General features: G+C 68.0%; 2 protein-coding genes. Both read left to right on the top strand.

Features of this window, described 5'->3' with window-relative positions:
* Window positions 1–170: 170 nt before the first annotated feature.
* The gene (gene pspA / locus ON39_RS21475; RefSeq protein ID WP_040737045.1) at window positions 171–1,001 is read left to right on the top strand and encodes a phage shock protein PspA; all 831 of its coding nucleotides are present in this window, start codon (window positions 171–173) and stop codon (window positions 999–1,001) included.
* A 136-nt stretch (window positions 1,002–1,137) separates the two neighbouring features.
* The gene (gene pspM / locus ON39_RS21470) at window positions 1,138–1,998 is read left to right on the top strand and encodes a phage shock envelope stress response protein PspM (protein WP_040737043.1); all 861 of its coding nucleotides are present in this window, start codon (window positions 1,138–1,140) and stop codon (window positions 1,996–1,998) included.
* Window positions 1,999–3,914 lie beyond the last annotated feature (1,916 nt).

The following is a 3,914-nucleotide window of genomic DNA, read 5'->3' as shown; positions in this document are numbered from 1 at the left end:
GCTGCGGTCCGGCGCCGAAAGCGGATAGATTCTCCTCAGGCGTCGGTTGGCCCGGGTAGACCCGGTCCGGCGGCCGCATGGTGGAGGATAGGCATATATCGAGTGCGTGACGGTCGCGCACCGGAGCCGCGTCGAGGGCGCGGCACGTCAGATGGAGGCGGGATCAATCGATGGCTAATCCGTTCGTCAAGGCCTGGAAATACCTGATGGCCCTCTTCGACTCGAAGATCGAGGAGCACGCGGATCCGAAGGTCCAGATTCAGCAGGCTATCGAGGAAGCTCAGCGCCAGCATCAGGCCCTCTCGCAGCAGGCCGCGTCGGTCATCGGCAATCAGCGTCAGCTCGAGATGAAGCTGAACCGGCAGCTCGACGAGGTCGAGAAGCTCAATGCCAACGCGCGCCAGGCGGTCACGCTCGCCGACCAGGCCAGCGCCGCGGGCGACACCGAGAAGGCGATCCAGTACACCAACGCCGCCGAGGCGTTCGCCGCGCAGCTGGTCACCGCCGAGCAGTCGGTCGAGGACCTGAAGGTGCTGCACGACCAGTCGCTGCAGGCGGCCACGCAGGCCAAGAAGGCGGTCGAGCAGAACGCGATGCTGTTGCAGCAGAAGGTCGCCGAGCGCACCAAGCTGCTCAGCCAGCTCGAGCAGGCCAAGATGCAGGAGCAGGTCTCCGCGTCGCTGCAGCAGATGGACTCGACCCTGTCCGCGCCGGGCACCACGCCCAGCCTGGACGCGGTGCGCGAGAAGATCGAGCGCCGCTACGCCAACGCGCTCGGCTCCGCGGAGCTCGCGCAGAACACCGTGCAGGGCCGCATGCTCGAGGTGCAGCAGGCCAGCATCCAGATGGCCGGGCACAGCAAGCTCGAGCAGATCCGCGCGTCCATGCGCGGCGATCAGCTGCCCGCGGGCGGCGCCGGGCAGTCCGCCGTCAATCCCGCACCGGCCCAGGCCAATCCGGCGCAGCCGCAGATGAACAAGGGCCAGGCCGCACAGCAGTAACGTTCCGACGCTCGGCGAGGACTTTGTCGGTGGCGGATGATTCACTGGCAAGCACAGCACGGGTACCCGGTGGGCCGGCCGTCGGCCGCGCCGGGACCGTGCCGGTCCGGACCGCGCTACCAGTGGGAGAGATGGCATGACTCGGGACAAGGCGCTGCCCGGCCGCAGGCGCGACGCGGCGATCGTGCGGGCGCAGGCCGCGCTCGCCCCGCAACCGGGGAGCCTGCCCGACAGTCTGCGTGAGGTCGGCGAGCACGCGCTGGTCGCCGTGCGCCGCTGGGCCGATCCGAGGGAGCGCGAGCTGCGCCGCAGGCGTCGAGTGCGCCGCCGCAGCTTCCAACTCGGCACCGCCTCCGGCCTGACCACCGCGGGAGCCGTTGGGCTCGTGGTCATCTCGGCCCCCGCCTGGATCGTGGTCGTGCTCGGCGGCGGCGCGGTCGCGCTGGTCACCGGCACCGCCCTCAGCGCCCGCCGCTACCTGAGGCTGCGCGGCGTGCCCCTGCCGCAGGCCGCCTTCGTTCCCCGCAAGCAACCTCCCATGTGGTCGCGGGCGCGCGGACCCATCGCCCGGCTCGTCCGCGCCGAACGAGCCCTGCACGGCCTCGGCGCCCAGATCGCCCGCGGCAACCGCCTGCCCGACGACGAACTCACCGACATGCTCGAGACCGCAGGCTCCGGCTCCGCCGCCCTGCACGCCCTGGCCGCCGACATCACCGCCATGGAGCAGGCCCTCGGCGCCATGACCCGCGCCAAATCCCCCGCCGCCCAGCCCCTCACCGACAACCTCCAGCTAGCCCTCGACCGCCTCGACACCGGCGTAGTCGAGTACGAACAGGTGGTAGCCGCCGCCGGCCGCATCCTCGCAGTCCCCGAAACCGCCGTAGTCCGCCACAATTTCGACGCCATAGTCGCCGACCTCCGCCACGCCGCCGACCGGTTGGACAGTTGGGCACAGGCTTTGACCGAGGTGGCTGACCAGCAGGTTCGTATGCCCTAGTCGGGGGAGCGGTGAGGGGGTTCCGGTTCGGGGAGGTTCCCGGTGCTTCGGGTGGCGCGGAAAGGTGCTCTGGTTCGGGGAGGTTCCCGGTGCCGCGGGTGGGGTTGAAAAGTGCTCTGGCTCAGGTAGTTCCGTGATGCCGTAGGCGGAACAAGGCAAAGGATGCCTTCGTTGAGGCAGGTCTGGATGTTGTCGTATGCAGGGCAGGGCGGAAGGGTGCACCTTGCCGGGCAGTTCTCGATGCCGCAGGCGGGGTCAGCGCTGATGGTGCCTTGCGTTCCTGATGCCGTAGGCGGCGTAGAAGATGCCGTGACTCAGGTAGATCCCATGCGAAGGCGGGCAGCGCAGAAGAGGGCAGCTCACCAAGCAGAAGGATGCTGGACTCAGTCGGACCTCAATGCTGTAGATGCGCAGCGCTGTTGGTGCCCTGGCTTGCCGGTGCCCTCGCTCGAGCAGGTCGCGATCCAGCAAGCAGGCCAACATCAACCGGTAGCCGAGCGCAACCCTATGAACCCCGCGCCAGCTCTGCCGCCGCACCTCATGCTTTCCCGCCCACCTACTCGCCGAGTGACACGCGTGCGTGGGTGAGAAGGTATGCGGCTGTGGGGTTTCCGCCGGGGTGTGCAAGTGGCTGTCTCGTTGCCGCCGAGGGCGTACCAGGTGGCTGCGTGGCTTTCGCCGGGGGTGTGCCAGGTGGGGACGGTCTCGGCATGCGGCCTCTTCGGTCAGGCTGGCGACTAAGCGACAGGAGGCCGATCGCGCGTGGCCGCGAGAAGCTGTGCATGCTCGAAATTTCAGCTTGCCACCGCTTACCTTCTGATTCCCCGCACACCGACTAAACGGCAGCAGGCCCATCGCGCGTGGCCGCGGGAAGCTGCGCCTGCTCGAGGTTCAGCTTGCCGTCGCACCCCTTCCGATGTGCGGCATACCGACTCGCCGCGCTGACACGCGTGCACATTTCAAAAGGTCTGCGGCTGTGAGGCTTTCACCGGCGGTATATCGGACGGCGGCTGTCGCGATCACGCGCCCGCCTGCTCCGTGCGGGCCTCCTCGCAGGCACGAGCAGAGTCATATGGTCGTTAGATGATCTTGAATCGCGACCATATGACTCTGGTCGATTTTCTGACGAGCTGGAGTGCGTGAACTGCTGCGGCAGTGGCACTTTGGATGGCCGACCATGAGGTGGGTTGGGGCGGCGCGTAGGGCGGTCCCGGATATTGCGCCGCCAGATACCTGGGCACCTTGCGCGGTTGCGAGTGCTTCTGCATTGCTGGGTGGCTTACCGAGTACGCGGACGCGGTGGTGTGCAGGGGTAGGCAGGGGTGCGGGCGCCACGGCACCGGGCACTCGGGTGTCGAGACCTCGCTCATGGCTGCATTGTCGCTGTTCGACGAATGGCGGGGTATCCGCCGAATGATCGACAGTGCAGGGCCTTACGCATCCCGGCTTGCTGCCTCGCCTAATGCACGCGTCACCCCGGCATTGCGCCCACCCGCGAACAACCCATCCCAGCCCCACGCCAGAATCACGCCCACCCGCGAACCGGCCCAGGTCCACCCTAGAATCGCGCCAAGCCGCGAACCAGCTCAGGCTCACCCGGAATGACGCCCAGCCCGCGAACCAGCGCCCAGCCCACCCCAAGGATCGCGCACCTGCGAAACCAGCTCAGGCCGACTACAGGATCGCGCCACCCGCGAAACCATCCCAGATTCACGCCAAATCATGCCCACCCGCGAATCAGCCCAGGTCCACTCTGGAATCGTGCCCATCCGCGAACCCGCTCAGGCTGACCCTGGAATCGTGCCCGTCCGCGAACCGGCACAGGCTGACCCTGGAATCGTGCCCGTCCGCGAACCGGCACAGCTCACCCGGAGGACCGCGCGTACTCGCGAAACCCGCTCAGGCCGACCCCAGGA

Source organism: Nocardia tenerifensis NBRC 101015 (assembly GCF_000308715.1).
In the GTDB taxonomy this organism is placed as follows: domain Bacteria; phylum Actinomycetota; class Actinomycetes; order Mycobacteriales; family Mycobacteriaceae; genus Nocardia; species Nocardia tenerifensis.
Note: the sequence above shows the minus strand (reverse complement) of the source record. Positions and strands in the feature narration are given on the sequence as shown.